Annotated in this window: 23 protein-coding genes; 15 read left to right on the forward strand and 8 right to left on the reverse strand. The window is 48.0% G+C overall.

Annotation, left to right across the window (positions count from 1 at the left end):
- Positions 1 to 8: 8 nt before the first annotated feature.
- The 4 genes from treP to PPA03S_RS17510 all read left to right on the forward strand — a co-directional run bounded on the left by treP (position 9) and on the right by PPA03S_RS17510 (position 3732).
- On the forward strand, positions 9 to 2027 hold the full coding sequence (gene treP / locus PPA03S_RS17495; protein ID WP_062324607.1) for a PTS system trehalose-specific EIIBC component: 2019 nt from the start codon (positions 9 to 11) through the stop codon (positions 2025 to 2027).
- Positions 2028 to 2301: 274 nt separating this feature from the next.
- Positions 2302 to 3156, forward strand: coding sequence for a hypothetical protein (locus PPA03S_RS17500; protein WP_062324609.1), 855 nt, complete (start codon positions 2302 to 2304; stop codon positions 3154 to 3156).
- 30 nt (positions 3157 to 3186) lie between these two features.
- Positions 3187 to 3450, forward strand: a complete 264-nt coding sequence (locus PPA03S_RS17505; RefSeq protein WP_062324611.1) for a YkgJ family cysteine cluster protein — start codon at positions 3187 to 3189, stop codon at positions 3448 to 3450.
- A 75-nt stretch (positions 3451 to 3525) separates the two neighbouring features.
- A complete protein-coding gene (locus PPA03S_RS17510; protein ID WP_062324612.1) occupies positions 3526 to 3732 on the forward strand; it encodes a hypothetical protein in 207 nt (68 codons plus the stop codon).
- Between the two features lie 160 nt (positions 3733 to 3892).
- Here PPA03S_RS17510 and PPA03S_RS17515 read toward each other — a convergent pair whose 3' ends face one another.
- Both PPA03S_RS17515 and PPA03S_RS17520 read right to left on the reverse strand, forming a co-directional pair.
- Positions 3893 to 5230, reverse strand: a complete 1338-nt coding sequence (locus PPA03S_RS17515) for an MFS transporter (RefSeq protein ID WP_062324615.1) — start codon at positions 5228 to 5230, stop codon at positions 3893 to 3895.
- 77 nt (positions 5231 to 5307) lie between these two features.
- Positions 5308 to 6015: an O-methyltransferase gene (locus tag PPA03S_RS17520; protein WP_062324617.1), complete on the reverse strand. Its 708-nt coding sequence runs from the start codon at positions 6013 to 6015 to the stop codon at positions 5308 to 5310.
- A gap of 135 nt (positions 6016 to 6150) precedes the next feature.
- Here PPA03S_RS17520 and PPA03S_RS17525 point away from each other — a divergent pair, with 135 nt between their 5' ends.
- Positions 6151 to 7047 (forward strand): LysR family transcriptional regulator, encoded by an 897-nt coding sequence (locus PPA03S_RS17525; RefSeq protein ID WP_062324619.1) that lies wholly within the window; start codon positions 6151 to 6153, stop codon positions 7045 to 7047.
- Positions 7048 to 7068: 21 nt separating this feature from the next.
- On the opposite strand, the gene PPA03S_RS17530 is transcribed toward PPA03S_RS17525, so the two are convergent.
- Both PPA03S_RS17530 and PPA03S_RS17535 read right to left on the reverse strand, forming a co-directional pair.
- A complete protein-coding gene (locus PPA03S_RS17530) occupies positions 7069 to 7797 on the reverse strand; it encodes a YoaK family protein (protein ID WP_062324621.1) in 729 nt (242 codons plus the stop codon).
- Between the two features lie 133 nt (positions 7798 to 7930).
- Positions 7931 to 8674: an alpha/beta hydrolase family protein gene (locus PPA03S_RS17535; RefSeq protein ID WP_245683649.1), complete on the reverse strand. Its 744-nt coding sequence runs from the start codon at positions 8672 to 8674 to the stop codon at positions 7931 to 7933.
- 369 nt (positions 8675 to 9043) lie between these two features.
- Here PPA03S_RS17535 and PPA03S_RS17540 point away from each other — a divergent pair, with 369 nt between their 5' ends.
- Positions 9044 to 9790 (forward strand): GTP pyrophosphokinase, encoded by a 747-nt coding sequence (locus tag PPA03S_RS17540; protein ID WP_062324724.1) that lies wholly within the window; start codon positions 9044 to 9046, stop codon positions 9788 to 9790.
- Between the two features lie 6 nt (positions 9791 to 9796).
- Positions 9797 to 11023, forward strand: coding sequence for a multidrug effflux MFS transporter (locus PPA03S_RS17545; RefSeq protein ID WP_062324625.1), 1227 nt, complete (start codon positions 9797 to 9799; stop codon positions 11021 to 11023).
- Between the two features lie 71 nt (positions 11024 to 11094).
- On the opposite strand, the gene PPA03S_RS17550 is transcribed toward PPA03S_RS17545, so the two are convergent.
- Complete coding sequence (locus tag PPA03S_RS17550; RefSeq protein ID WP_062324627.1) at positions 11095 to 11688, reverse strand: hypothetical protein; 594 nt, start codon at positions 11686 to 11688, stop codon at positions 11095 to 11097.
- Between the two features lie 268 nt (positions 11689 to 11956).
- Between PPA03S_RS17550 and PPA03S_RS17555 the strand changes: the two genes are divergently transcribed.
- The 8 genes from PPA03S_RS17555 to PPA03S_RS17585 all read left to right on the forward strand — a co-directional run bounded on the left by PPA03S_RS17555 (position 11957) and on the right by PPA03S_RS17585 (position 20872).
- On the forward strand, positions 11957 to 12952 hold the full coding sequence (locus tag PPA03S_RS17555) for an ABC transporter substrate-binding protein (RefSeq protein WP_245683650.1): 996 nt from the start codon (positions 11957 to 11959) through the stop codon (positions 12950 to 12952).
- Between the two features lie 171 nt (positions 12953 to 13123).
- Complete coding sequence (locus PPA03S_RS17560) at positions 13124 to 13744, forward strand: flavin reductase family protein (RefSeq protein WP_062324629.1); 621 nt, start codon at positions 13124 to 13126, stop codon at positions 13742 to 13744.
- Positions 13745 to 13955: 211 nt separating this feature from the next.
- Positions 13956 to 15116, forward strand: a complete 1161-nt coding sequence (locus PPA03S_RS17565) for a type III polyketide synthase (RefSeq protein ID WP_411835380.1) — start codon at positions 13956 to 13958, stop codon at positions 15114 to 15116.
- A 31-nt stretch (positions 15117 to 15147) separates the two neighbouring features.
- Positions 15148 to 17289, forward strand: a complete 2142-nt coding sequence (locus PPA03S_RS17570; RefSeq protein ID WP_062324630.1) for an MMPL family transporter — start codon at positions 15148 to 15150, stop codon at positions 17287 to 17289.
- Positions 17290 to 17601: 312 nt separating this feature from the next.
- Positions 17602 to 17826 carry an ABC transporter transmembrane domain-containing protein gene (locus PPA03S_RS34395; RefSeq protein ID WP_326100335.1) on the forward strand — a complete coding sequence of 75 codons (225 nt, stop codon included), beginning with the start codon at positions 17602 to 17604 and terminating at the stop codon, positions 17824 to 17826.
- A gap of 326 nt (positions 17827 to 18152) precedes the next feature.
- On the forward strand, positions 18153 to 18452 hold the full coding sequence (locus PPA03S_RS17575) for an ATP-binding cassette domain-containing protein (protein WP_062324632.1): 300 nt from the start codon (positions 18153 to 18155) through the stop codon (positions 18450 to 18452).
- Between the two features lie 163 nt (positions 18453 to 18615).
- Positions 18616 to 19635: a dienelactone hydrolase family protein gene (locus tag PPA03S_RS17580; protein ID WP_062324634.1), complete on the forward strand. Its 1020-nt coding sequence runs from the start codon at positions 18616 to 18618 to the stop codon at positions 19633 to 19635.
- Positions 19636 to 19699: 64 nt separating this feature from the next.
- Positions 19700 to 20872 carry a rhamnogalacturonan acetylesterase gene (locus PPA03S_RS17585; RefSeq protein WP_082704199.1) on the forward strand — a complete coding sequence of 391 codons (1173 nt, stop codon included), beginning with the start codon at positions 19700 to 19702 and terminating at the stop codon, positions 20870 to 20872.
- Positions 20873 to 21023: 151 nt separating this feature from the next.
- Here the strand turns inward: PPA03S_RS17585 and mnhG are convergent, their stop codons facing one another.
- Genes mnhG through PPA03S_RS17600 form a run of 3 tightly spaced genes read right to left on the reverse strand, consistent with a single transcriptional unit; the run spans position 21024 to position 22160 of the window.
- Positions 21024 to 21416, reverse strand: coding sequence for a monovalent cation/H(+) antiporter subunit G (mnhG, locus tag PPA03S_RS17590; RefSeq protein WP_062324636.1), 393 nt, complete (start codon positions 21414 to 21416; stop codon positions 21024 to 21026).
- Complete coding sequence (locus tag PPA03S_RS17595) at positions 21400 to 21684, reverse strand: Na(+)/H(+) antiporter subunit F1 (protein ID WP_053782045.1); 285 nt, start codon at positions 21682 to 21684, stop codon at positions 21400 to 21402. The genes mnhG and PPA03S_RS17595 overlap by 17 nt, the downstream gene beginning before the upstream one ends.
- Positions 21684 to 22160, reverse strand: a complete 477-nt coding sequence (locus PPA03S_RS17600) for a Na+/H+ antiporter subunit E (RefSeq protein WP_062324638.1) — start codon at positions 22158 to 22160, stop codon at positions 21684 to 21686. The genes PPA03S_RS17595 and PPA03S_RS17600 overlap by 1 nt, the downstream gene beginning before the upstream one ends.

A 22160-nucleotide genomic window follows, 5' to 3' on the forward strand; every position in this document is an offset into this window, starting at 1 on the left:
GTGAAAATATGGCGATCGATAAAAAACAGGTTGAGGATATTGTACGCGCGGTCGGTGGCAAAGAAAACATTGAAGCTGCAACGCATTGCGTGACCCGTCTCCGGTTTGCCTTGTACGACGAGAGCAAAGTGGATTCGAAAAGTCTGGATCAGAACGATCTGGTCAAAGGACAGTTCTCCTCCCAAGGACAATTTCAGGTGGTCATCGGACCTGGACTTGTGGACAAAGTATATGATGAAATGATTGAAATTACGGGAGGTGAGCGTGCTTCCAAGGATGACGTAAAGGCTGTGGCTGGTAAAAAGCAAAATCCAATCCAGCGTGCGATCAAAACACTCTCGGACATCTTTATTCCTATTCTGCCAGCCATCATCACGGCCGGTCTCTTGCTTGGTATTAATAACATCCTGACGGGTCCAGGCATATTCTTTGATGGAAAATCACTGGTGGATGTCTATCCGGCGTGGAAGGACCTGGCATCCATTATCAATACGATTGCGAGTACAGCCTTTACCTTCCTGCCTGCATTAATTGGTTGGGCGGCAGTAACACGGTTCGGCGGCAGTCCGCTGCTCGGGATTGTGCTGGGTCTTATTCTCGTTCATCCCGATTTGCTGAGTGCTTATGGTTACGCCAACGCAGTCAACGAAGGGACTGTGCCTACGTGGAATCTGTTCGGCTGGCATATTGAGAAGATCGGTTATCAGGGGCAGGTCCTCCCAGTACTGGTATCAGCCTATCTGCTCGCCAAGCTGGAGATTTTCCTGAACAAAAGGGTGCATGATTCGATCAAACTATTGGTTGTTGCACCTGTGACATTACTGATTACCGGATTCCTGGCATTTACCATCATTGGTCCGGTGACATTCGCCATTGCGAATGGAATTACATCCGGCTTGATCTATATTTATGATTCATACGCTGCTCTGGGCGGTCTGATCTACGGTGGACTGTACGCATTGCTTGTTATTACAGGAATGCATCATACGTTCCTGGCGGTAGATGTACAGCTGATTGGTAGCCAGGGCGGAACATTCCTGTGGCCGATGCTGGCACTGTCCAATATCGCTCAAGGTTCTGCCGCACTTGCCATGATGCTGGTGCTGCGTGAGAAGAAGATGAGAGGACTTGCGGCAACTTCATCCGTCTCCGCCTTCCTCGGTGTGACGGAGCCGGCGATCTTCGGGGTAAATATCCGTTATCGTTATCCGTTTATCTTCGGTATGGTTGGTTCCGCCATCGGCGGTGTGCTGCTGACCCTGAACAATGTGCAGGCAACCTCCATCGGTGTAGGCGGGGTACCTGGATTCCTGTCCATCTTCCCGAACAAATGGGGAGTGTTCTTCATCGGTATGGCTATTGTGTTGATTGTACCTTTCGTGCTGACTGTTATTTTTGGTAAAGCAAAATTGAGAAAAGAAGACCGAAACGCAGATCGCACAGTTGTCACTGGAGGACACACGGCAGTAAATGAATCTGACGCCACCACTACTGCGGCAGCGACAGAAACAGATCAAAATCAGCGCTCACGCAGTGCGGCTCAGGTGGGGAATGACCCTGTGAACACGCTGGAAGTATTGGCACCATTAACAGGTACAGCGGTTCCGCTGGAACAGGTGCCTGACCCGGCGTTTGCAGAGAAACAAATGGGAGAAGGGGTTGCCATTGAACCTTCGGGCAATCAGGTTGTGGCCCCGTTTGATGCTCAAGTAGCCCATGTGATCAAGAGCAAACATGCTGTCATTCTTGAACACGCGAGCGGCTTGCAGATTCTGATCCATGTCGGGATCAATACGGTTTCACTCAAAGGCGAAGGCTTCAACATGCATGTGGAAGCTGGAGATAAGGTGAGAGCCGGGCAAACGCTGCTTGAATTCGACCGCAAGGTCATCGAAGCTGCGGGGTATCCGCTTATTACGCCAATTATTATTCCGGACGGTCAGGATATGGTTGAGCGCGTGGAGGTCACGACAGGTGATGTTACATCCAATCGTAACGGCGTGCTTAAGGTTCATTTGAAAGGTTAGTTATAAAGTGAAATTCCTGAGGGGCTGCGGTATTCGCAGCCCCTATTTTCATGCCGAGACCGAGATAAGCTGAAGGTATATCCACCTGTATGGGGAGTCTTTAAGCAGTTCGTTTTTTTTCGTTAGTATCATGGTAAACTGTACAATAGGAAGAATCTACAGAGGCTTATGTTCCCAGCAATCAGAATGCAGCACCAGGTCCAGACATGTTCGGATGGAGATGCTCATATGGTTCAAAAGAGAGTTCCTAGTCGAAGGACGGAGGAGGAGAGCCATGACTCGTGTTGCGGTGATGGTCATTCATGGTCTGGGTATGCAGAAGGAAGATTATGCCGATACGCTCATTTCTCGTTTGCATAAGGAATTCGATCACGTTATGGTGCTGCCGGGAGCAGCCAAGCAGCTGCTTGACATCGAGCCGGTATATTGGGCTGACGTATTTGAGGAGCGCGAAGAGGCATTGTTTCAGCAGTTGGTCCGTTCTCAGGGATTAAATTATCAGGTGCTGCGACGTTTTGTTATCCATTATCTGGCAGATGCCGTGGCTTATCAGCCTGTGGAACATCAAGGCCATAACTATGATGCAGTTCACCGTACGTTGAACCGGGCAATGCATGCTCTTGCACAGCGGAATGGACCGGAGGCTCCGCTCTGTATCATTGCTCATAGTTTGGGAGCGGTGATTGCAAGTAATTTTTTCTATGATCTGCAATATCCGTCCAGCCGCACACCTTCCATCGTGGATGTTACGTCCGCCTTGGAACGGGGAGATACCTTAACGAACTTTTATTCCTTTGGAACGACATTGCCGCTGTGGAGCTTGCGTTATCACGACTTCAGTCGGCCGATTCAGGTTCCTTCGCCGCTGACAGAGCAGTATTTCCCTGGGCTGGAGGGGGAATGGGTTAACTTTTATGATCGAGATGATATTCTGGGTTACCCGCTGCGTCCCATTGATCCGGCATATGAGGCGGCGGTCAAGGAAGACATGGAAATTAACTCTGGCAATTTGATCGGAAGCTGGAATCCGCTAAGCCATGGGGGTTATTTTTCGAATGGAACCATGAATCGGAGAATTGCACAGGGACTGGCTCGAACGTGGACGTGGGTGAATCGTGGATCACATTAAATGTCAGATGTAGGGAGGAGGATCATCATAATGGAATGCAGGACAGGCTGTGCCGCATGTTGTATCGCGATTTCCATCTCATCGCCGATACCCGGGATGGCTGACGGCAAGCCCGCAGGTGTGCGCTGTGTACAGCTGACAGAAGACAATCGCTGCGGAATTTTTGGTCAGAAGGAGCGTCCGGCTGTATGCAGCGGATTGCAGGCTTCGGAAGAGATGTGCGGCAGCACGGACCAGGAGGCCTTTGAACGATTAAGCTGGCTGGAGCAGGAGACCGCACCAAGTTCAGTGTAACAAGGTTGTTTTGGGTTAAAAGGTTAATTATACTTAATATGGAAGAGGGCTGAGGTGAGAAAGGAGAGGTTGTGGATGATGGGATTTGCCAAACGGTTTGTCGCGGTGGTCGTGAATATGGCTGGGGAGTTATGGATGGGTTTCTACAGGCGAAACTCGGACTTCTACGATAAGCAGACAACAGGGTCAAAGAGCAAACTTGGGTATTTTTCCTTTATTATAGCGGCCGCTGCAGTAACCATAGGCATCGTAAGTTGGATGTACAGTCGGATGTATTCCTAATTCAAGTCAGAATACCAAAGAGAGTATCCGCAGTGTGGAAATCAGGCGGATACTCTCTTTGCTGCGTTCATGTACTTGTTGTTGCGAGCCTAGTGGTAAACGTGCTATACGAATCAGGTCAAGAAAGAAGGGTTCATCACTTTCGCTACTCTGCTGAATTTCAATCTGATCTGTTCGCCACGAGAACACGGGCAGAAGGCTTCGGTTCTTTGAACATCATATAGTACATCAGCGATGATATTACGTATAGACTGCCAGTAATGCTGAACGTGATCGCATAACCCCAATATGTGCCATATGTCGTCACGAGGTAAGATTGTACAGGCCCCATGGTAGCCCATCCCGTCATAAAGGCAGTCTGCATCAGTGAGTTGGCAATTCCGCGCCGTTTGTCCGATACTCGGTCTACGAGAATGGCGGATTGAATCGGATTGGCTGCATTCATCAAGGCCTGTCTAAATAAGAAACTTACCGAAGAGATTAACAGTAGATTCGTGAACCCAGTCAGCAGCAGGAAAGGCAGTGACATGACCTGGAAGATGACAACAGCCCGAACACTTCCCACCTTGGCCGCGAGTGTAGGTCCGATCAGCATCGATACAATGGTCATGATCTGACCCAATGAAATCAGCAGACTCATGGCGCTCAAGGATACCGAGAATCGGTTGGTAAAGTATAGATTCAGATAAGGAACAACCAGTCCCGAACCAAATCCGATTAATAATTGGGTCACTACAAATTGACCGATTAATCGGGAATCTTTCTTTTGGCTAGAGGGGGCGTTTTTCCTGTTTTGTCCCGGAAGTTGATCGTCACCCTGTTCGCCTCCTGCTGCCGATGTCGCAGATTCAGAAGGGGGTGGCACGGGAGTCTCAACTTGAGGTGCCTTCTTATCCTCGGATACAAACAACATCGGGATAAATGCAACAAGTGTAGCAGCGCCGCCCACGAACAATACGGTTTGCAGCCCTGTGACTTTGGCAAGGCCTGCTGTATGAAGCAGGTCTGCAAACACGCCGCCACCCAAGCTGCCAAGTACCTGAGAAGCAAGCACGAGGGAGGAGTAATAGCTGAACATCTTCAGCCGTTGACTTTTCTTCACATTCTCAGCGAGGAAAGGAATGGCCAGCACCTGAAATACACCAGCGAAAAGTCCTGAAAATACAGCAAACCAGATCAGTCCGCTGGCAGAATAATCGAAGGAACGGCCAATCAGGAAGATACCACTGAACAAAGCGCCGGTAATCAGCAGTCGCTTGCGACTGAAGAAATCGCCACAAAGTCCAATGGGAACAAACATAATCGCTGTTGCTAATGATTGAATACTTACAATCTGGCCGTTCATTGTATCATTGTAGCCCAGACCCTGAATGTACAGATTGTACAAGACAGAGAACATGCCATTTCCGATCTGATACAAGATGCTTGCCAGAAAAAACAATTGAATATTGCGGGACCAGCCCCGAATTTCAGCATGAATCTGTTGTAGAAGTCTCAAGTGGTTTCCCCCAGTCTGCCTGTACAGTCATTTTAGTTTAACAGGAATGGGAGATTTGCGGAAGAATTGACCACTGTTTATTTTGGAATGGGTGATCCGAGCACACGGGCAATCACGAATCCATCGTAGCCTTTGCTGCCTACCGTTTGCAGTGCTGTCGCTTCAAGGCTGGGATGATCAGCAATTAGCTTCAGGAAAGAGCGAACACCCTGAACTCTGGGGTCGGTACTTTCTTCATTTATAACTTCGCCGTCCCTGACGATGTTGTCACCAATAATAAGACTTCCCGGACGAGCCAGACGAAGTGCCCATCTTAGATAATCAGGATTACTCGGTTTGTCAGCATCGATGAAGATAAAATCAAAGGGCTCCCTGTACTCTTCCTGAACGTCGGGAAGGGTAGTCAATGCAGGGCCAACTCGAAGATCAACCTTGTGAATTAGTCCTGCACGCGTAAGGTTGGTACGTGCCATGTCTGCATGACGGGGTTCAGCCTCCAGAGTGACGATACGTCCGTGCTCGGGGAGGGCTCTTGCCATCCAGATCGTGCTGTACCCGCCGAGCGTCCCGATTTCCAGTACACGTGCTGCGCCCTGTATTTGAAGCAGGAGCTGAAGCAGCCTCCCTTGATTAGGTGCAACATCATGAGCGGGCAAACCGGCTTCGGCATTGGTACGCAGGGCCTGCTCCAGCACGGAATCCCGGGGAATAAGCAGATCATTCAGGTATTCGTCAACTTGACTCCAGAGATGTTGGTTAGAAGCATTTATACTTTTCATAGTCATATGTTCCTTCCCCAATTGCATGTATTGGATTTCATGCTTTAACTATAAAGGGGGTAAATACATAAATAAAATATATATTATGTATGTTAATATAACTTTAGGTTATATTAAGCTGATGTTAAGGGGGTGTAGCGGTTGAATTTGCACGGATTACGATTGTTTCATGCCATCGTGAGGTATGGGGGAGTTACGCGTGCGGCAGAAGAACTCAACATTAGTCAGCCCGCGGTTTCATCCCAAGTGAAGAAATTTGAGCGTGAACTGGGCATTCCATTATTCGCTGCGGAGGGGAGAAGACTGGTTCTTACGGATGCTGGGGTCCAGTTGACGGGCTATGCAGAACGTTTGTTTATGCTGGAACAGGATGTCGAGAATTTTGTGCAGGATTTTCGGGCGGGCAAGAAAGGGCTGATTCGACTTACAGCAACCTATTTGCCCTCGAATTTCCTGCTGCCGGGATGGATTGCCCGTTTCAAGCAGATGCATGAGGAGGTGGAACTGGTTGTGAGCACAACCAACACCCGTATGGCTTTTGACCAACTGCTGCGTTATGAGGCCGAGATTGCGGTGTATGGTGGAAGTGGAATAACCCATCAAGGTGTCCATTGGGACGAATTGTTTGAAGATGAAATGTGGTTTGTGGTACATCCCGATCATCCCTATGCGGGAAAAGAAATTGAGCTGTATGAGATGGTGGCGGAACCCTTCATTATGCGCGAAGAAGGCAGTGCTACGCGTGAGCGTCTGGTCTCTCTTTGCACAACCAATAACCTGGCTGCTCCCCGCATTGCACTTCAGTTCAATGGATTGAACGAAACGATCAGTGCGGTGAAAGCCGGTTATGGGGCCAACTTTATTTCTTCTCTGGTCGTGAAGGAAGATGTACAGCAAGGCAGACTTGCACGAGTATTCGTTCGAGGGGTGCAGCTGAAAAACACGGTTGCTGTATGTACACGAGCAGGGGAAGCGTTGTCTCCTGCCGCACAGCTTCTGGTCGAGCTCATCAGACAGGAAGCATCATTGATCCGATAGTGTAGTTTAACTTTAATAGAGTTAACTACCTGTATTATTTGTCCCTTTTCTGGCAGCTCCCCAAGAGTACAGCCGGGCGTATAGGGTTACTGCACCTATGATAAGAACAGGAATCCAGACTGCTATCATCGGGACATGATGGAACAGCAGTGCAGCTAGAATAACGCCGCCCAGATAGATCACAACAGCACCTGCTCGGAGGTAGGCATCTGCTGACAGGGCTTTGGCCAGAGAGCGGATATTGGCGTGACGCAGTCGCTGCAGGATGCTAACGGCATCCTCAACCACGGCGGCCAGATTATTGGTGAGCACGGTGGTTGAAATGCCAGCAATACCTATTCGGCGTGCGGCTGTCGTCTGCATCCCCATGGCGATCGCCAGAACAGCAATGAACAGATAGGATAATTGTTCCGAATAAGGACTGATCATGGCCATGGCAAAGAGCAGAAGCAATATGCTTTCTACAGTGAACACGGTTGTGACCCGAGAAGACCAGCCATTTTTCGTCTGCACATGACCAATCATGTGTGCCGCGATGGCATTTCCGGCAATAAAACCGATGAGGGCGAGCAGCGAACGCAATACGACAAATTCCTGGGCATGGGCAACCGCAATTCCCAGCAGCACAATATTGCCCGTCATATTTGCTGTAAGCACATGCCCCAGTCCAAGGTATCCGATCACATCGACCATTCCGGCAGACATACAGAGCAGCAGCATGGCATACTTTTGGAGGGTGCATTGGTTCATCCTTATCCGTCCTTTCAAAAAAAGTAACCCCTCCAGTATACAGCCATAACACTTGTTTCTTCAAAATGAAGTTCATGATGCAATGCCAATTTCCCATATCAGCAAACATGTATACATTGTCCCTGCCTTGAGGCTAAGGTGCTGCGAGCCAGTCAAACATATTGTCCACTGCTGCCTTATGCATGCTCTCTTGGAAGCGATGATCCTGTCCTCCGTAAGCGTGAAACGTAACGTCAGCGCCTCTGCCTTTCAACCAATGATACATTCGAGTTCCGTGACTGTAATTCACCTGTGTATCCGATGTGCCATGCATGATGAGTACCGGACAGCGAAGTTTGTGTGCACTTGACAGGGGGGAGCGTGCAAGATAAGCTTCGGGAGCTGCTCGTGGTGAACCACCAAGTACTCGTTTCAGTGTGCGTCTCAGGTCGGTTCGTTCTTGATAGGTGCGCTCCACATCGGTGACACCGCTCCAAAGCACCAGCTTATGCACTTGGTCAGGTCCCGTATTGTAGGTGGTTGCTGTATGTACGGCATTAATAGCGCCTCGTGAGAATCCCATCAGGGATACCCGTTTTGAATCGGCGAAGGGCCATCCTTGTACCAGTCGATAAGCGGCATGCACATCCTCCCGATCACGTCCTCCGTACTCGTCACGTCCCTCACCGCCCTCATTGCCACGATAGGATGGAGCGAACACGATATAACCCTTCTGGACAAATTGCTCAAGCCAAGCGGTATTTACCCCTCCATAGTTGCCCAGTCCGCCTCGGCAATAGATCAGAACAGGCCATCGTCTAAGACGATCGTCCATTATTTGTTTTGTTACCGCAGGATAGCGGCTTGCGAGCGGCTGCAGCTGCATGCGTTCTGACATGGAGGGGACGTCGGGAAAAGAGGGGAAGTCATGGGAAATTTCATATCCCGGCAAGGCGGTTAAGGAGCATCCTTCAGGGAGGCATAGATAACCTTTTACCCGAAGCGCATCGGACGAATACGTCACTAGATAGAGCAGGATTATCGACCTCTTTTCTCAGGGATGGCGTGGCAAACGACAGGGATACCTTTTTAGGATGCGCGTAAAACAAGTTCCCTTACTCTCCAGGCTGCAGCGCCAGATCCAGGGGAGAAATTCGTTTATTGGCTCCATATGATTTATAATGGTTCAGAAGACATGTGGTTGCTCCACAGTACTCTTGACTTATAAAACAATTTTAGTGTGCACGAAGAAAGGAAGAAAGCTATGATGAACGCTCCACATCCGATTGATCAATTCAAGAAATTCAAATATGAAATTACGAGATTTATGATGATCTATAAATTTGCGCTGGATCAAATGGAAACCAAAATCGAGGTGCTGAAGGAAGAGTTTCAGTCCCTGCATGATTACAGCCCGATTGAACATACCAAATCCAGATTGAAATCACCTGAAAGTATTATGAACAAGATGTTCCGGAAAAATCACGAGTTAACCTTTGATAGCATCAAGAAAAATATTAAGGATATCGCCGGCGTGCGTATTACGTGCTCGTTTATCTCCGATATCTATCGGATTAAGGATATGTTGTGCAATCAAAGTGACCTGCGTGTGCTTGAAGTAAAAGATTATATCGAGAATCCGAAGCCCAACGGCTACCAAAGTCTTCATCTTCTGGTGGAGGTGCCAGTCTATATGTCCAATGGGGAGGAACGGGCATGTGTGGAGATCCAGATTCGTACGATTGCGATGGATTTCTGGGCGAGTCTGGAGCATAAGATCTTTTATAAATACAACAAAGAGGTTCCCGAGCGTTTAACCAAGGAACTGAAAAGTGCGGCCGACTCTGCCAATGCATTGGATCAGCAAATGGAGAGACTTCACCGGGAGATTCAGGAGATCAAGGACGCCGAGAATGAGCGGGATGAAGAAGAGCTGCGCCGTATTATTATTAACAATCAACAGTTCACCCTGCCTTCCAACCTGCTCAAGCTGCTAGGGGACGGGGAGCACTAATTCATTATGAAAAGTACACCGGCCTCTTTGAGCACCCATTCGGCCTCCCGTGTACGTATGGCATTGATTCTGGGGACGCTGTCAGCCTTCGGGCCGCTGTCCCTGGATATGTATTTGCCAGCATTGCCTACACTGGCTGATGAATTCCAGTCATCGACTTCCTATGCCCAGCTTAGTCTTACGGCATGTATGGTCGGATTGGCGGTAGGACAATTGCTTGCCGGTCCTTTAAGTGATGTGCGAGGCCGCCGGACACCGCTTATTGCAGGTCTTGTACTCTATACGATCGCTTCCATACTATGCCTGGTCAGCCCGACGATGGGTTCTTTTGTAGTATTGCGCTTTATTCAAGGCGCAGCGGGAGCTGCTGGAATTGTTATCTCGCGCGCAGTTGTAAGGGACGTATATTCCGGGCCAGAGCTGACACGGTTCTTTTCCCTGTTAATGCTGATTAATGGTGTTGCACCGATTGCTGCACCGATTATCGGCGGACAATTACTTGCGTATACGTCGTGGCGAGGCGTATTTATTTTGCTGAGTATTATCGGTATGTTGACTTTAGTAGCCGTGGTGCTTGGTCTTGGAGAGACATTGCCTTCAGAACGCAGATCCAGCGGAGGACTGAAGCAGACTCTGATTACATTCCGCAAAATTGCGGGGGATCGCTTATTTATGGGATATGCATTGACCCAAGGGTTCGTAGCAGCTGGCATGTTTGCCTACATATCGGGTTCACCCTTCGTTCTGCAGAAAATATATGGTATTTCCCCGCAGATGTTCAGTGTCTGCTTTGCCATTAACGGTCTGGGGATCATCCTGGCAAGTCAAATTGCCGGGCGACTTGCAGGAAAAGTATCTGAAACCCGTCTGTTGATTGCCGGGCTGTTGACTGCTGCTCTGGGAGGAACATCGCTGCTTATCGCCATTTTGGCCGGAGGCAATCTGATCTCTGTTCTGATCCCTTTGTTCCTGGTCGTATCCAGTGTGGGGTTGGTCAATACGGCCTCCTTCTCACTGGCGATGGCCAATCAGGAGAAGTCGGCAGGCAGTGCTTCTGCACTTATCGGGGTAATGACATTCCTGTTCGGTGGCATTGTCGCTCCACTCGTAGGTCTGGGAGGAGAAGGCACAGCTGTACCCATGGGGATTGTTATCGCTTGTGCGGATCTGGGCGCATTGCTGCTCTATGTAGTTATGGTCGGCAAGAGCGGCAGAATTCAGAATAAAAAATAGTATGCATGAACAAGCGCTCCAGGGTGAAGCTCTTTCCTTCAACGGGGCGCTTGTTCTATGTTTGAACCGATTTAGCAAAGAGAAAACAGGATCTGGGTATTGAGCAGAATGCCTGGCGTAAGAAACGGATAGAAGTAACCCACGACAAACCCGAACAAATTAATGGCTGGCCACATCAGATAAACATCGTTGTACGTAAATACGAGAGACCATCGGTTGTAACAGAAATTTTGCAATACACGCTGCTCCGGATTCCGGGGCGTTGCAACACCTGATTGGGCAAATTGCACGGCTTGGCTCAGGCTCTGCGGCTGTTGCTGGATAAACAGCGGAAGGAGGCCGGGACTGCTTTTGATCAGGTTATACAAAAAAACCATTTCGGCGGGCGGTTGACCTATTGGGCGTGGATAAGCACTGAGCAAAGTGGGGAGATTGCCCTGTGCCAACTGAGCAGGGATACCCGGTGCCGTACCAGGGACGCCCCCAGGAAAGTAGGGAGGCTGCCCCCCACTGCCTCCGCCCGGAATGAATGGGGGATAGGAACCGGGTGTTCCTGGATAACCTGGTACAGGCTGCCCCCCTGGAACGCCTCCTGGGAATAGGGGTGGTAATTGAAACGAGCGATCTTCATCATATCCTGAATAGGCGTTATAGATGTATTCCATGTACGAACATCCTTCCTGTCGACGTATTCTGGAATCAGCATATGGTGGCATCCGCCCAAATGTGAATTGTAAGAATAATGAGCCTGTCCGATGGTGACAGACAGATCATATTGACAACTTCGTTGATAACAATTATCATTGTCAATGGGATTGGACGAAGTACATACAAGTATTAAGTATTATATGCATCATAAATACGGGTTAAGCGTCTAAGTCTTTTACAACAACTCAATGTATGGAGATGTTCATCTTGAAAGGGGATATTTACGTGTTTAAGAACAATAAAAAAACCATCATGCTCCTGATCACTGTAGTGGTCATGTCCATGTGGCTGGCAGCATGCGGGTCAAAGTCAGCAGACAGCGGTACGACAGCAGGAGAGACCAATACAGCAACGGAAGCAGAGACAGAAGCTCCGACTGAACGTACGCTGACCGATGCGATGGGTCACGAAGTGAAAATCCCTGCAAATCCGGAGCGTATCATTGCATCATATCTGGAAGATCATCTGGTTACACTTGGCGTTAAGCCGGTAGCCCAATGGTCTATTAATAATGGCAGCGGTTTGCAGAGTTATCTGCAAAAAGACTTGAACGGTGTTCCCGGCATTGCAAGTGATCTTCCTTTCGAAGCAGTGACGAGCTTCTCACCAGATCTGATTATTATGGGTAGCGAGAGTACAGTTGAAGGTGAAAAGTATGAACAGTACAGCAAAATCGCTCCAACGTACGTACTTGGTGATGATATAAACAAGGACTCGCGTCAAGCTCTATTGAAAATAGGTGAAATTCTAAACCAATCGGATGCAGCCCAGAAAGCTCTGGATGATTATGATGCAAAAGCAAAAGAGATCAAGGAAAAAGTGGCCTCTGCAACAGGAGGTACAAAGTCCGCAGCGGCGTTGTGGCTTTTAAAAAACAAGTTTTATGTTGTAAGTAACAATGTCTCCAGTGGTGAAGTCATGTACAACGAACTGGGACTGTTGGAGCCTGAGGTCGTGAAGGAAGCATCTGCCAAGGCAACAGGTAACTGGTCGGAGATTTCCTTGGAAAAAATCGCAGAAATGGATGTTGACTATCTATTCCTGGTGAACAGTGATAAGGGGGCAGGAGCAGAAGCACTGAAAGATGCAGTCTGGCAAAGTATACCTGCTGTGAAAAGTGGAAATGTTTTTGAATTTGAAAGGACGAGCAGTTGGTTATATAGTGGAATTCAAGCGAACATCCAAATTATGGAAGATATTCAGAACAGTATTGTCAAATAAGGAACAGCAACAGCCAATACGAAATGGCATGTTCTAAACTCCCTGGTACAATTAGATATCAGGGAGTTTTTTTGTGAGATCAGCCCTTAAGGATATATAATAAGGACGTATTATCGTGAAGTAAAGAAATGGAATCACGTACTTCATGATCAGGAAAGGGGATAATTGGAGATGTATACGTTGGATCCGCGAGAATTGACGGGCAGAGATAATTATAAACTGATGAGTGGTTCAGTGGTACCACGCCCAATCGCTTTTGTTACAACACTTTCTCAAGATGGCAGTGTTATTAATGCAGCGCCATTCAGCTTCTTTAATGTGGTCAGCTCTGATCCCCCGCTGTTATCCATTTCGATCGCTCGTAAGAATGGAGTGATGAAAGATACAGCACGCAATGTGCTTGCCGGGCAGGAGTTGGTTGTTCATATCTGTGATGAATCGATCGCTCTTGATATGAATGAGACTGCTGCCATGCTGGAACCTCACGAAAGTGAGCTGGAACGGACAAATCTGACGACTGTGCCCAGTACTGTGGTCGCCGTACCTGGAATTTTGGAAGCGTTGATTCGGATGGAGTGCAGATTGTATCAGCATATTCCGGTATCGAACGATGAGGGTCAACCTGTGAGTGATCTGCTTCTGGTTCGCATTGTACAGTATCATTTCAATGAAAAAGTGTACGATCCTGCCACGAATTACATTTTGATGGATCAGCTAAAACCGATTAGCAGGCTGGCAGGAAATGACTATGCCAAACTGGGCGAGAGGTTCACGGTGATCCGACCGGTTTAGATTTGGAACAGGTCCCGCAGACCGTGATACTCTGGATCGAAATATACATATAAATTGTCGATTGGATAAAGGCGGGCAGCATGTGCGTAATTCGCATGTGTTGTCCGTCTTTACTTGTTTGGTGAACATAAACGGGGCAAGCGATGAATAGACTTGTACTATATCCTGCACATGACATGAACCTATTTTATATATAAGGAGGTTGGAGCCGATAAACCAGCTTGATGAAACCTTTGCCGCAAGTATCATGGGGATCGGAACGGCATTGCCCGTTCACCGCATTGATCAAAAGGATGTATCTGCCCGGCTCGCACAAGCGCTGGAGCATGAGCCGGATTCCAGACGATGGGCCAAGCGGATCTTCAACCAGTGCGGTGTGGAGACGCGTTATACATGTGAACCGAACCTGTTAGAGCCTGTAGATTCCTGCCGTTATCTGCCCTTTACCCAGACGGAGAATGTTCCGACTACAGCCGAACGTATGGCCAAATATAAGGAAGCTGCAGTTCCGCTTGGAATGAAAGCCGCATGTCAGGCGCTTGAGGATGCCGAGGTGTCGACTTCAGAGATTACACATCTCTGTACGGTCAGCTGTACAGGCCAGTTCCTGCCCGGGCTCGATGTTCGGCTGATTCAGCAGCTTGAGCTGTCCCCGCGCGTGAACCGGATTCCGCTTGTATTTCAAGGCTGTGCTGCGGGTCTGAAAGCCATTCAGTTGGCAAATTCAATCATAACAAGTGATAAATCCGCCAAGGTTCTTATCGTATGTGTTGAACTATGTACCCTACATTTTCAGCCATCCGCCAAGCGGGACGACCTGTTTGCTGCCTCCTTCTTTGGGGATGGGGCCTCTGCTTGTGTTGTCGGTCCATCCGGGACAGGGCGCAAAGAACTGTTTCGACTTGGGAGCGGACAATCGGTCTTGCTGCCCGACTGTGCAGAAGAGATGATCTGGGAAGTGGGAAATACCGGATTCGATCTGTATCTCTCGCCACAGATTCCGAAGCTGCTCGGTCTTCATCTTGGACCAGAGGTGGCTCGAATGCTGGGCAGCCGTGATTTACCGGAAATCTGGGCAATCCACCCTGGAGGCAGAGGCATCGTTGATGCGGTACAGAAGCTGTACCAGCTGTCAGATGAGCAGGTCGCTTATAGTCGAGACATTTTACGGGATTATGGCAATCTGTCATCTGTGACGATTCTGTTTGTCTTACAAGCCATTCGGGATGATTATGACAAAAGGGAAGAGGCTTCCAGCGGCATTGCACTTGCATTTGGACCCGGGCTAACAGCAGAATTACTTCCTTTTACTTATGTTCCTACCTCCGTTGAGATGAGAGAACCTGTGAACTATGGTTTCCAAAGAAACTGAATTACCATTCTGATATCAGAGGAGCTTGGGTATGGGTTATCGCAGCCTTGCTGTCCTCATTAGCCGATATCCGCGGTTTATCATTCTCTGCTGGGTGTTTGTCATCGGGATGTCAGCCATCTGGGCGTGGAGATTACCTGGCATTGTTCAGGATCATGGTTTGAACCTAGAACAAGGGGACGCTCACGCTGTGGAGCTTACTCTTGAGAATGAATTCCATGTGCCTGCTGACCCGGTTATTCTTCTATTTGAAAAAAAGACAGGCACTACCCCTGCTGAATTTCGAGGTTGGATTAAAGACCGTCTGCAGCAGGCGGGCGCGATATCAGGTGTAACGGCCCTAATCTCTCCACTTGAAGCAGGTGGAAGTCGAATGATGCGTGGGGATGTGGCCTATGCTCTCCTGGCGTTTGATATGCCCTCTCACAAGATGGGAGCAACGCTGGCACAGCTGCGTTCCATGTTTGCAACAACAGAGGGTCCGGGAACGATCCAAATCACGGGCAAATCCGTTGTACAGCAGGATGTAAACCGTTTGAGTTTTCACGATTTGGAGCAGGCAGAGATAGTGGGATTGCCGCTTGCCTTCGTCATTTTATGTTTTGCATTCAGAGGTCTATATGCGGCACTGATTGCAATCATGATGGGAGTATCCGGTGTGATAACGGCGATGGGGGTTACATCCCTGATGGGTTACCATCTGGCGCTCTCCAACTTTGTAATCAATGTTATTCCCATGGTGGGAATGGCGCTCAGCATTGACTTTGCACTTATTATTTTGAGCAGGTACAGGGAAGAACTTCAGCAGAGTTACGTAAGTAAAGGTAAATTCAAATTTGAGCGCAACAGTGTCATGCAGCGCGAGCTATTGCAACGGACATTGCGTACAGCCGGTCGGGCGGTTCTGTTCTCGGCTGCTTGTGTGTTACTTGGTTTGTTGGGTCTGCTCTGGATCAGATTGCCCATGTTTCTCAGTGTATCGCTTGGGGCTATGATCGTTCTGGTGCTATCGTTACTGTTAAACATAACGTTGTTACCTGCCATTCTATCATTAAGCGCGAACCGAGTATTTGCACGTTTATTATCCACATCCAGCATTTCAGACCAGCGAGCACTGGATAACAGGCTTGAACGCAGCTTTTGGCACCGCTGGTCAGAGATGGTGATGAAGCGCCCCGTATGGATGGGAATAGCAGGCTCAACGCTTTTGTTATGGTGTATGTTTCCCGTTACACGGATGGAATTGTCCGTTCCTGATGCTTCTTCTCTGCCTGTGCGAATGGAGTCCCGTCAAGCCTCCGAGCAGATTAAGCGTAATTTTGGTCAGGAACATATTTCAGTGGTTGATATCATCATTGGGAAAAAGGAACAGCCGTTAACGGCCTCTCACTGGGAAACGGCTAACAACAAAGTATACGAGCTTCAACAGGATCCAAGAGTGGTGAGTATCAACTCCCGAGGGGGCGTTTCCGATTCTTTTATCCGATTAACGGTGGGTGTATACGGAGCATCAGGTTCAGATGAGATGAAAGACTGGCTGCGGTATGCAAAAGAAAATGATTCAACAACGGCTTTAGAAGGCATTCCGATTCGTTATGGCGGTGAAGCGGTTTATGAGGATGAGATCATGCATGAAATTGTGCAGCATTTGCCCAAAGTGCTTGTTTTTGTCGTTGTAAGCAATTATCTGGTGTTGCTCCTGGCATTTCGTTCTCTTCTTATACCACTGAAAGCCATTCTGATGAACCTTCTTAGTCTTGCCGCTTCGTTTGGCATACTTGTATGGGTGTTTAACGAGGGACATCTGGGAATGGAACCATCAGCCGTTGCGATTATGATCCCTGTATTCATTGCTGGGCTAGTCTTTGGCATATCAATGGATTACGGTGTTTTTATGCTAAGCCGGATTCAGGAAGTTTACAGACGAACAGGGGACAGCGATAAGGCGGTTCAACAAGGGCTGGCTTCAACAGGTCGTTTAATTACGTCTGCTGCAGGTATTTTATTGGCAGTAACCGTCCCTTTTGCTTTTGCTGAAGTCGAGGGGGTAAGGCAGCTGGGGATTGGAATAACGGCAGCCGTATTCATTGATGTTACACTGATCCGCCTTGTCATTGTCCCTTCATTGATGAAACTGATGGGGAGATGGAATTGGTGGCTGCCAGGTCAGTGACAATAAAAGCTGAGAAGGTACTTGAAGATGGCTCGTATGTACACAAACTTATCTGAATACTTGCATGCAAATGATAAGGATATTCCGAAGCCTGAATGCGGGTGTGGAGTATCCTTTTTTTAGTTAAAGTCAACCTCTTTATGGAGAAAACTTGAATTCAACTGAAGTGCAATCTCTATACCATTGTTTCCTGAAAAAATTCCTGTCCATGTTAGCGTTATAGTGACTTATATTATATATCTTACATAATGAATATTCTATTATTTGGATGTATTAAATGTTTATTAGATAATATATCTAATTTTGTTTAAAATGGGATGTGGCTGGTTTTTGAAGGATGCATTAATTATTTCAATAACATTCTCACTGAGGTTTTGGATTGGTATAATCTCTGCTGTTTTGCTTGTCCGAATCCATTGGAAGCTGGCACTTATTGTTCTGGCAATCATCCCGTTATACATTGTTATTACCGTCTGGTACAGTCGACGGATGAGTTACAGTACAAGAAAAGTCAGTAAAAATTCGGCTGAGATGTAACATTCTCCCGAATTGTCAGCCGGAACAGCTTTTTTATTTGAAAGAATTACTGGAGAAGTATAAGCTTCATTCATTTATCTCTGATATTCCTGATGCACTGGATACGGAAATCGCTCATGGGGGTGCTAACATTTCAGGTGGTCAAAGACAGATGATTGCTTTTTGAAAACGAGTCCTTCTATAAGATTCTAGTCATCATTTCTCATGATTCCGATTTTTTCTATTTAGGTAGACACTTAAATGTTGGAGAGTCATCCAGAGAGCTGGTGGGTAGCAGATACACATAAATTAAGACCCTACGTGGTCAACCTTAGAGGGGGGAAATCATGGTATCAGAGGTCATTGAAACACGTGGACTAAATCTTAGCCTACAGGGAAATCACGTACTTAAAAATATTGACATCACTACGCATCCCGGGCAAATCTGCGCTTTGATTGGGGAGAACGGAGCAGGCAAGACGTCAACGATCCGCTGCATTACAGATCTTTATCCTTCAACGACAGGGGGATGTACGATCTTTGGCGAGCCAGCGTATAACATGAGCCAGAATAGCAGGAACCGATTTGGTATCGTATTTGACGAGGGCGGCTCTAATCTGGTTTATATTTACTTTGTTAGGGTTTAGATCTGTGTGGTTATGAATTCTCATCCTATTAAGAATGGGAATTCATTTTTTATTTTCATAGGAAATTCCTTATTTTTACTTTTAGTTCTATAATGGATAAGAATAAGAAAAAACAGGTCAACCATCTAATATAACCCACGACAAACAGGAGGGACACAAGCTAATGCAGGATATTGATTACTACCTGTACCAACAAACGAACCTTCGCGGGCGCTCCGTTTATTATGCAGATATGGAACTTACAGCATGGCGTAAGCAATTGCGAGACAGAGTTCAGGAGCGACTTGGCGGATTTCCCGCGGAAACTGCCGATCTCAACCCTCTCTTGCTGGAACGTACAACTTGTGATGGTTATATTCGGGAGCGGATTGAGATCACAACCTATGCAGGGTTACGGATGCCTATATATCTTTTGATTCCCGAAGATGTAAGCGCTACCGATGTGAAGAAGCCAGTTATTGTTGCCTGTCATGGTCACGGGTACGGGAGCCGGGAGATTTGCGGTATGGATCCGGATGGTTCACCGCGGACAGGAGATCCCGGGTTACACAAAGACTTTGCGGTCGCTCTTGTAAAGCGTGGATATGTTGTGGCTGCTCCTGAACTGCTTGGATTTGGGGAAAGAAGACTGAATGAGGATCGCGACGCACCGCCGGGTGCAAGTTCCTGTACTAAGATTGCTGCGCATCTGCTTATGGTGGGCAAAACGCTTGCGGGACATCGGGTTTATGAAACAACACGTGTGCTGGATTATTTATCGACTCGGGCAGAAGTGGATTCAGAGCGGATCGGAAGCATGGGCATCTCCGGTGGGGGACTGGTTACTGCCTTTACGGCAGCACTGGACGAACGATGTAAAGCTGTCGTGGTCAGTGGTTACGCAAGCACGTTTCATGGCAGCATTTTGGATCGTAATCATTGTCTCGACAATTACATTCCAGGGATTTTGCAGGAAGCAGAGCTGCCGGATATCATCGGTTTGATTGCTCCGCGTCCTCTCTTTCTGGAGATTGGAAGTGAGGATCTTGTTTTTCCACTTCATTCCGCACGGGAGGCTCATGAACGATTGAAAATGATTTATGCCCATGCGGGTGCTGGTCAATCACTGGATGCAGATTATTTTGATGGCGGACATGAGATTAGCGGTGCGAAAGCCTATGATTGGCTTAAGAACGTGCTGTAGGATATACAACATTTTATATGCTGAAAGATTTAGGATATGAATGAAATGAGAGGAGTGTTTAGTGATGAAAGGGTCAAAATCCGTGCGGTATTTGCTCTGTCTCACGTTGTTTACAAGCCTGTTCGGAAGTGTTGTGGCCTCAAAAGACGGGCAGGTCGCCGAAGCTGCGGCGAACGAATACAAATTTGATTTTGGTGCGGGTGCAGTGGAGAGTGGTTACACAGGTGTGTCGGCAGCCGATGCCTACACATCAGCGAAAGGGTATGGTTTCAATACACCTGCCAATATGCGGAATGTAACGGCCTCCGGAACGGGCGCTGCGAGCGATGCCGTACAGTTTGTCACTTTTGGCACGAAGAGCACGAACACGTTTAATGTGGATTTATCCAACGGCCTCTATGAAGTCAAAGTAGTCCTGGGCAATACAGCCAGATCCAGTGTGGCAGCAGAGGGCGTATACCAGATCATCAATATGACGGGCAACGGGGCGACCGATCAGTTCCAGATTCCAGTGACCGACGGACAGCTGAATCTGCTGGTAACGGAAGGCAAGGCAGGTACTGCCTTTACGCTGAGTGCGCTTGAAATTAGGAAACTGTCTAACCAGCCTGTCACGAATCGTACGATCTATATTGGTGGAGATTCTACGGTATGCAACTATTATCCGCTCAGCAGCAGCGTGCAGGGAGGATGGGGACAACTGCTTCCTTCCTACGTGAATACTGGTACATTTCAGGTTCGTAATATGGCTTCAAGCGGTCAATTCGCAAGAGGTTTCCGTAATGATGGACAGATGGAAGCCATACTGAAGTATATCAAGCCAGGAGATTACTTTATTTTGCAATTAGGGATCAATGATACGAATGCCAAGAACAATACGACGGAAGCGGAGTTCAAGGAGATCATGCGTGACATGGTCCGTCAAGCCAAAAATAAAGGAGCCACCGTCATTCTGTCGACGCCTCAGGGCCGGGCAACCGATTTCAACTCAGCGAATGTACACACGGCAGAGAACCGTTGGTACAATGCATCCACGCGTGCGTTGGCTCAGGAAGAGGGAGTGAAGCTGGTAGAACTGAACAAACTCAGTTCGGCTTACTTCACATCCATTGGTCCTGATGCAACACTTGCCCTGTATATGACAGGAGATACGCTGCATCCAAATCGTCAGGGTGCTGCCCAGCTTGCACGAATCGTTGCTGCGGATCTGAGAAGACAGGGACTGGATGGATTCTGATCTGGTGAAAATAGAGCTTCGTTCCAGAGCTTAGTTCCACTTCTCCATGAAGATAGATTGCACGGAGATAATTCAATAACCCCCAAAATACCCCCGGGACGACCGCTAATGTGCGGCATGTCCCGGGGGTATTTAATAGTGGACCAGGTGACTACTCCATCATGTCCTTGGCCTCATGGTTGACTTTTTTACCTTTTAACAACGGCTCAAGTTCGTCCTGGACACTCTGTTCCCACAGGGGTACGTCTGTGCGATAGGCCGCGCGTCCGTTCAGGTGCCCGGCAACCGGTGCCGTAATAAAGACAAACACAATGCCAAGCAATACCCGAGCACTAATATAGTTGTCGAAATACCAGAAGAAGAGAAACGTTCCACTTAGCACACACAGTACACCAAGCGTTGTACTTTTGGTAGCGGCATGTGCACGCAAATATACATCTGGCAGTCGAATCAGTCCAAACGCACTGAATGCGCTTAGGAGTGCCCCCAGCAGGACAATGAGTCCGATGACAATTCCGGCGGTTCCATCAACGATCTCCTTCATTTTTGAATACCGCCCCCCGTTCAATGTATCTTGCGAATGCCACTGTACTCAGAAAAGCGAGAATGCCGATCAGCAGTATGATATCCAGATAAGCCTGTGTATGAAGCATCATGGATAGCACAGCAACGATGGCAATAACATTAATACCGATGGTATCGAGTGCCGTAATTCGATCAGCCATGGAAGGGCCCCGCAGCACCCGATACAGACAACCCAGGATCGCCAGGGACAGAATAAGCAAGGATATGAACAACAGTGAGGATAACATTATCGCGTCACCTCCATAATGGCTTTTTCGAACGTATTTTTGATATCATCACTCATTTTCTGTTCGTCTTTGATATCCAGCGCGTGTATATACAATTTGCGTTGATTGCCCGAAATTTCAAGTGGCAGGGAACCTGGTGTGAGTGAGATCATCAGACAGAGAAGTGTAACTTCCCAGTCAGAGGACAGCTGTGTCTGATAGGAAAATATGCCTGGCCGAATATCGAGCTTCGGCTTCACAATCTGGCGAATAACTTCAATACTGGCCCGTACGAGTTCCCTGAACAGCAAGGCAATCAGCTTGATGATCGCCCAGACACGAACGATGTAAAAGCGTTGAGGGAAGAATCGTCGCATGCCTCCGATCAACAGCAGTCCCAGCAGATAACCCGTGAGAAAACCAACGCCATTCCACGCATTATTCAGAAACATCCATACAAAGGCAATGATAAGATTAAGCACTATCTGAAAAGCCAT

It is taken from the genome of Paenibacillus pabuli NBRC 13638 (assembly GCF_001514495.1).
Taxonomy (GTDB): domain Bacteria; phylum Bacillota; class Bacilli; order Paenibacillales; family Paenibacillaceae; genus Paenibacillus; species Paenibacillus pabuli.